We start from the raw sequence: 6,299 nt of genomic DNA on the forward strand, positions 1-6,299 counted from the left end.
CTCATCGGGGCCTCCGCTAGGTTTCATACAACTTGTATGTAACGATGGCGCGGTGAGCTTCTTGTGGGTTTTCGCCGCACTGCTGGTGCTGGTCGCTCTGCTGGCCGCCCTGGCCCTGCTGATCCCTCGTGTGTTCGGATCGAAGTCGAGCACCACGGCCTCCACGTCGGCGGTCCGGAGTGATGCTCCGGCTTCCGCAGCGCCGGTGACCACGGAGCCCGAGGCACCGGGCCGCCCCGCCGGCTGGTACAGCGATCCCGGACACCCCGCCTTCGTGCGCTGGTACGACGGAACGGCCTGGACCGACCGGTTCCAGCCCGCCGGCAACCACCGCAACGCCGGCCAGGGGATCCAGCAGTCCTACTGACCACCACGACCCGAGCACGTCCACCTCGACGCCGCCGTCCCTCAGGACGGCGGCGTCAGTGCGTTCTGCACCCGATCGGCCGCGACGAGCGGATCCTCGTGCTCCCAGATCCGCACGACCGTCCAGCCCGCCGCCGCGAGACGCGCGTCGGTGTCCCGGTCGCGGGCGACGTTCCCGGCGAGCTTCGCCGCCCACCACTCGGAGTTGTTCTTCGGGTCGGTCGCGTGCACGGGACAGCGGTGCCAGAAACATCCGTCCACGTACACCGCGAGACGACGCCGGGGAAACACCAGGTCCGCGCGGCGCCGCAGGCCCGCAAGGGGAGCGCGGTCGACGAAGAACCGCAGCCCGCGCCGATGCAGTTCACGACGCAACGCCACCTCGGGCGCGGTGTCGCGGCGACGCTGCCGGCTCATCCGGGCACTCGTCACCGGATCGGTCGCGGGACGTTCGGATGCGGACACCGGTTCAGCCCGTCAGGCCGCTGCCTCGGGGAATCCACCCATCCGATCGAGGTGGCTCTCCACGTCGTCGAGGAAACCCGGGACGAATCGCAGGTTGCCCGATCGCGCCCGGCGCAGGAAACCGGCGGTCGCGCGTGCGGACAGCAACCGCGCATCCTCCAGGAACCCGCCCAGATCCTCGTACGGTTCCTGCACCGGCCAGTGCGACTCGTGTACGCGGAACGCCCGGCGGTTCGCCCCCCACGCCGCACTCGGCCACGGATCCCCGGGACGCAGCGGCGACTGGTGATCGGGCGAGTAGTCGATCGGATTCGACAGCCGATGCCCCACCCACGAGGCCATCCGCACGCTCACCGCATTGCCGACGAGACGCCACCGATGCCCGGTCCGCACGCCCGGCGCCTCGGTGGCCGGCGCAGTCCAGTCCGGATCGAAACCCTGCAGCCGTTCGGCATCGACGAGACCCGGCGTGACGATCTCCCCGGACGGCAACCGCACCGCGGGGGGACTCGCGATACCGACGGTCGAACCTCCCTTGAGGGTCGGGACCGCGTTCACCGCCCAACCCAGACCCCGCACACCCTCGGTCCAGTAGAACCCGCACGGATACGCCGCCGGATCACCCTCGTCGGGAGCACCGGCGTCCTCACCGAACAGCACCGCGCGCGGATCCTCGGTGCGGGAGGCCACCATCAGCACCCGCTGGCGACGCTGCGGCAACCCGAAGGCCCGCGCATCGACCACCCGATACGCCCACGCGTACCCGAGGTCCTCGAGCGCGTCGGTGATGTGCCGCATCGCCGATCCCCGCGCGAGCTGCAGCATGAACGGCACGTTCTCGATGACCAGCCACCGCGGGCCCTGCTTGCGTTTGACCAGCCGGAACACCTCGTCGACGAGGCCGGATCGGGAACCGGTGATACCGGCGGTCCGGCCCGCCTGCGACAGGTCCTGGCACGGGAAACCCGCCGCGACCAGCTCGGTGCGCTGGGGAAGCGACCGCAGTCGCGTGACGTCCGAATGCAGCGGCACATCCGGAAAGCGGGCCCGCAGCACGGCCTGGGCGCCGGCGTCGATCTCACAGAGCAGCTCGGTGTTCCAGCCGTGATCTCGCAATCCCAGCTCGAGTCCGCCGATCCCGGCGAACAGCCCCACCATGTTCCCCGTCGACGTCACGGCACCCTTTCCTTGCTCAGTTCACGGAGAACGTTACTCGAGTTTCGGCGCGGTCCGTAAGCCGACGGGGGACGTGCCCCTCAGAACGCCCCCGAACGCCCCGAATGGGCCCTGAGGGCCCGGTCCACCGAGTGGAGAATCCGCTGTTCGACGTCACGCGCCCCAGCCGGAACCGCCTCGATGTGATCCGTCCGACGCATCAGATAACGACCGTCCCCGGTGAAATCCGACCACCCGAAGCTCTCCGCTCCGGTCCCGCTGCGCGCGTCGACCGCACCGCCCGGCGTCACCGCGATCTCTCCGGTGGAGTCCCGGGGCCGATCGAAGAACTCGGCGGCGACCTCCCGGGCGGAGCGGTACCGGCTGTCGCGCAGCAGCGTGCCCGTGTCCGGTTCGCGGTCGGGAAGATGCAGGGCCGGTCGTCGGCCGGGCGCCGCGTGCGGCAGCAGCTCGACGACCCGGCGGGCGGCGGCACCCGACGGCACGAGTGCCACATCCAGGCCGAGACCGTCCGGGTCGCTGCTCTCGTTGAGGACGACGGCACGGCCGCCGCGCACGGCCGCGTGGATGCGCACCGCGGATTCGTACGCCGTGTCCGGCCGGTTCAAGCCCAGGGCCTCGATTCGCACCGACGGATCCGCGAGGGTCACGAACGCCGCGTACAGATCCTCGTCCAGGACGCGACGCATCCGCGCGGCCGCTTCCGCCCGGGATGCCCACGCCTCGTCGACGGTGCGGTCGGTGCTGCGGAACTGGAACGGGAACGGCGGGCGGTCGCGACCGAACAGCTGCCATACCGCCGTGAACTCGGGCTGCGTCAGTCGCCACGTCGTGTTCATGCGCCGAGCACCGGGGGAGTCGTGGCGGGAATGTCGCCGATCAGTTCGTTGCCGTGTTCCTCGGTGACGAGGTAGCCGGGCACGGAGCGTTTCTCGTCGTCACCCTTGCCAGCGTGAGGCGGCATCATGCCCATCGGCATCGGAGTCGTGCGACCGACTCCGCGGGCCGCGCCGGGGGCGGCTCCCGACGCAGGGGTCGCGGTGGCCGGACCGGATACGAATCCGGGTGGGACCGCGCCCGGCGAGCCCGGTCCCGGCAGCCCGGAGCCCGGTGACCCCACACCTGGTGATCCCACGCCGGAGCCACCACCGACGGTGCCGGCGGAGCCGGACGAGAGGCCGCCGGGCCAGACGGCGGTAGACGCAGGCACGGCGCCGCGGGGATCGGCGGACGCTGCCGTGGTGCGCGCGGGATCTTGTGCTCCGGAGCCGGAGGACTGGGAGCCCGGTGTCCCGGCGTCGCTCGACCCGGTACCGGCGGATCCGGAACCCGGCGCTGTCGAGCTGCTCGGATCCCCGCCCACGCTGTCGCCGCTGCCCTTCGCATATGTCGAGACCGACGAACCGCCCGAGCCGCCGTCGCTGCCTCGACCCACTCCCGACGAACCAGGTCCGCCGCCGACTCCGGGATATCCCCCCGAACCGGCGTTGCCGTCTGCGGTCGGATCGAACGCGAGCGGTAGCACGGGGACGCGCGAATCCGCGGTCGTGACCGTCGGCGCGTAGTCCTCCTGCATGATGCGGACGGCAGTCGCCCGGGCTTCTTCCTCTGCGTGGAAGAGATCGTTCACTCGGAAGGAGAGAGTTCCGGTCGGCAGCGTCGTCAATCCACCCGCGACACCGGCGCGAAGCGCGTGCGACCACGTCGACTGCGGGGGATCCGGGAGTCGCTGCTTGACCTGCTCGATGCCCGCGCTCGCGTAACCGAGGCTGTTCGTCACCAACGCGAGCGCATTGGTGAGCTGCGTCAGACTCGCCGAATAGTCGGCGACACCGCGGCCTGCGGCGCTCGCGGTGGTCCCCGTCCAGTGCTCCGTGAACACCGACGCGATCGCGGTGCGGAACACCTCGAGGTTGTCGTCGAGGAGGACCTGCGCGCGACCCCACCCCTCGACGCTCTCCCGCATCCGCGCCGGCTTCATCGCCTCGACGAACTCCACGATCTCGGCATGGGACATGCCCTCGAAGAACTCCATCACCGACACCGCCGGCGGCTCGAAATCACCGGTGAAGCCGGACGCGGCGACACCGTAGGACGACTCGAGCTCAGCGCGTGCGGCGTTGCCCCGCTCGCGTGCCGCCCGATCCTGCGCCCAGGCGACCGCGTGGATTCCGCCTATCGCGTCGAGGGCTTCGAGTGCGATGCGGGTGGTGCCGCTGGTCGAATCGATCGTCGCGGCAACTTCGGGCAGGGCCTGCGTGCCCCGAGCGAGGGTCTGCATCGACAGTCCGGCCAGGAGGTCGGTGAACGAAGGAAGTCCCATCGGTCATCTCCCACCGGGGATGACCGTGAAGGCGCGGGCGTTCTCGCCCTCGGTCTCGACGTAGGCCTTGCCCGCGGCCTCGAACAGGTACTTCATGCGAGTCACGGTGTCGATGTGCTGCTGTAGGACCTCGGTGAAGCCGCCGGGGCCGATGGCTTTGTCGTCGAACTTCTGACCGAGGGCTTGGGCGGAGGGGAGGTGCCCGAATGCTTCCTTGCACAGAAGGGTGTTCGCTCGGTGCTTCAGTTCGACCAACACGTCGAGGAAGTTCGTGCACGCCGCTGCGCATGTTGCGGCGGCATCGGGTTGGAGGAGGAGGTGGCCGCTCTCGGCTTCCTGGGCGAGTTGGGCGAACAGCGTCTGTTGGTTGCTCATGGCGGCCCTTGTCAGTCTGGAATGTGGGTATCGAGGGTGATGGCTGCACGCAGCACGACAGTGCAGGGGTCTTCGCGGATCTGTTCGTCAGCTTTCGTGTCCACTCGGATAAGGACGGTTCCCTGAGCGGTGGGATAGACGAGGTCGCACAGGCCACGTTGCGACTCCGCTGTGCTGCGGAATGTGTGGGCGTTCCGACCGCCTACATCGACGGCCCGAAAGTCGGCGGTTCTGGGCCGCTCCCGGAACTCTTCGACGGTTACGTCGGTGGTGAAGACCGATATGTAGTACCAGTCGGCCTCCCAGTCACAGACTTCCCAGCCTTCGGATTGGACGCCCATGAAGTCGGGTGACTCGGTTGCCGGGTCGACCCCGATGGCGTGGAGCGCCTCATCGGGGAGAGTGCAGGGGTCGAAGAGAGTGACGGGACCGGTCTTGGTGGCCCGCCCCTTGATTGCGGTGTCGATCGAACATCCCACGGTCGTCGCAACGAAGGCGCTGAGCAGGACAGCGGTGAGGGCTGTGCGCATCCGTCGTCCTTCCTCGATGGTGATTCCTATCGGGTTGGACGCAGCGATGCGAGCGTCGGTTCCCCTATCTGTCGGGGTGGGCTGCTGCGGCGATACGGGCGCGCGATTCCGCATCGGTTTCGACGTACGCCTTGCCGGCGGCCTCGAAGAGTGCCTTCATACGTGTGACGGTGTCGATGTGCTGCTGGAGGACCTCGGCGAACCCACCAGGACCAACGGCTTTGTCGTCGAACTTCTGGCCGAGGGCTTGGGCGGACGGAAGAGGCCCAAACGCGTCCTTACACAGAAGGAAGTCGGCTCCATCTTTCAATCCGCGGAGGGCATCGAGAAAGTCTGTGCAGGCCTGTACGCAGGTCATGGCAGCGTCGGGTTCGAGGAAGAGCTGGCCTGCTTCGGCTTCCCGAGCGAGTTGGGTGAACAGAGTCTGTGGGTTGTTCATCGGAAGTCCCTATGGTCACTCGGGGATGTACGGGTCGAGAGTGGCGGCGGTGCGAATTACGACGCTGCAGGGGTCTTCGTGCATCGGCATTCCTGCCTGCGTATTGGCCCGGAGCATCAGGGTTCCTTGTGAGCTCGAGTAGACGAGGTCGCACAGGCCAAGTTGACTCTCGTAGGTGCTGCGGAAGGTGTAGGCCTCGCGATTGCCGAGCTCAACAGCATGGAAGTCGGTGGTTCGGGGGCGAGCGCGAAATTCCTCAACGGTGACATCGGATGTGGCGGTGACCGTCACGAAGTACCACTCGGCCTTCCAGGTGCACGCGTCCCAACCTTCCGCTTGGACTCCGAAGAAGTCCTGCGATGCGCTGCCGGGGTCGACCCCGATTGCATGAAGCGCATCGTGGGGAAGGGTGCAGGGGTCGAACAGTTCAGATGGCGTCTCTTTGGTCGCTCGACCCGTCACCGAGTTCGAGACGGAGCAGCCGGCCAGCGGCACCAATGACGACAGCACGACCAACGCGATTGCGCGCCGCATCTCTGCCCCTTCCTTCGAAGTGCCCTCATGAAGGTTCGACGCACGCGATCCGATGCTGGTTCCACCGGACTTTTTCGCACAAAAACCGCCT

The 6,299-nt window shown here is 68.2% G+C and carries 9 protein-coding genes; 1 reads left to right on the forward strand and 8 read right to left on the reverse strand.

Features of this window, described 5'->3' with window-relative positions; translation table 11 throughout:
- Window positions 1-52: 52 nt before the first annotated feature.
- Entirely contained in the window at window positions 53-367 is a 315-nt protein-coding gene (locus ACN675_RS17745) for a DUF2510 domain-containing protein (RefSeq protein WP_420752086.1), read from the forward strand.
- A gap of 41 nt (window positions 368-408) precedes the next feature.
- On the opposite strand, the gene ACN675_RS17750 is transcribed toward ACN675_RS17745, so the two are convergent.
- The 8 genes from ACN675_RS17750 to ACN675_RS17785 all read right to left on the reverse strand — a co-directional run.
- Entirely contained in the window at window positions 409-783 is a 375-nt protein-coding gene (locus tag ACN675_RS17750; RefSeq protein WP_420752095.1) for a very short patch repair endonuclease, read from the reverse strand.
- Between the two features lie 60 nt (window positions 784-843).
- Window positions 844-1,989: a DNA cytosine methyltransferase gene (locus ACN675_RS17755; RefSeq protein WP_420752096.1), complete on the reverse strand. Its 1,146-nt coding sequence runs from the start codon at window positions 1,987-1,989 to the stop codon at window positions 844-846.
- Window positions 1,990-2,087: 98 nt separating this feature from the next.
- Window positions 2,088-2,846 carry an ESX secretion-associated protein EspG gene (locus ACN675_RS17760; protein WP_420752087.1) on the reverse strand — a complete coding sequence of 253 codons (759 nt, stop codon included), beginning with the start codon at window positions 2,844-2,846 and terminating at the stop codon, window positions 2,088-2,090.
- Window positions 2,843-4,330 carry a hypothetical protein gene (locus ACN675_RS17765; protein ID WP_420752088.1) on the reverse strand — a complete coding sequence of 496 codons (1,488 nt, stop codon included), beginning with the start codon at window positions 4,328-4,330 and terminating at the stop codon, window positions 2,843-2,845. Before ACN675_RS17765 ends, ACN675_RS17760 begins: the two co-directional genes overlap by 4 nt.
- A gap of 3 nt (window positions 4,331-4,333) precedes the next feature.
- Window positions 4,334-4,705, reverse strand: coding sequence for a hypothetical protein (locus tag ACN675_RS17770; RefSeq protein WP_420752089.1), 372 nt, complete (start codon window positions 4,703-4,705; stop codon window positions 4,334-4,336).
- Between the two features lie 11 nt (window positions 4,706-4,716).
- Window positions 4,717-5,235 carry a DUF3558 family protein gene (locus ACN675_RS17775; protein ID WP_420752090.1) on the reverse strand — a complete coding sequence of 173 codons (519 nt, stop codon included), beginning with the start codon at window positions 5,233-5,235 and terminating at the stop codon, window positions 4,717-4,719.
- A 64-nt stretch (window positions 5,236-5,299) separates the two neighbouring features.
- Window positions 5,300-5,674 carry a hypothetical protein gene (locus ACN675_RS17780; RefSeq protein WP_420752091.1) on the reverse strand — a complete coding sequence of 125 codons (375 nt, stop codon included), beginning with the start codon at window positions 5,672-5,674 and terminating at the stop codon, window positions 5,300-5,302.
- 15 nt (window positions 5,675-5,689) lie between these two features.
- The coding region (locus ACN675_RS17785) for a DUF3558 family protein (protein WP_420752092.1) at window positions 5,690-6,299 on the reverse strand (610 nt) is incomplete at its 5' end.

Origin of the sequence: Rhodococcus sp. O3, assembly GCF_048897285.1 — a bacterium.
Classification (GTDB): domain Bacteria; phylum Actinomycetota; class Actinomycetes; order Mycobacteriales; family Mycobacteriaceae; genus Rhodococcus.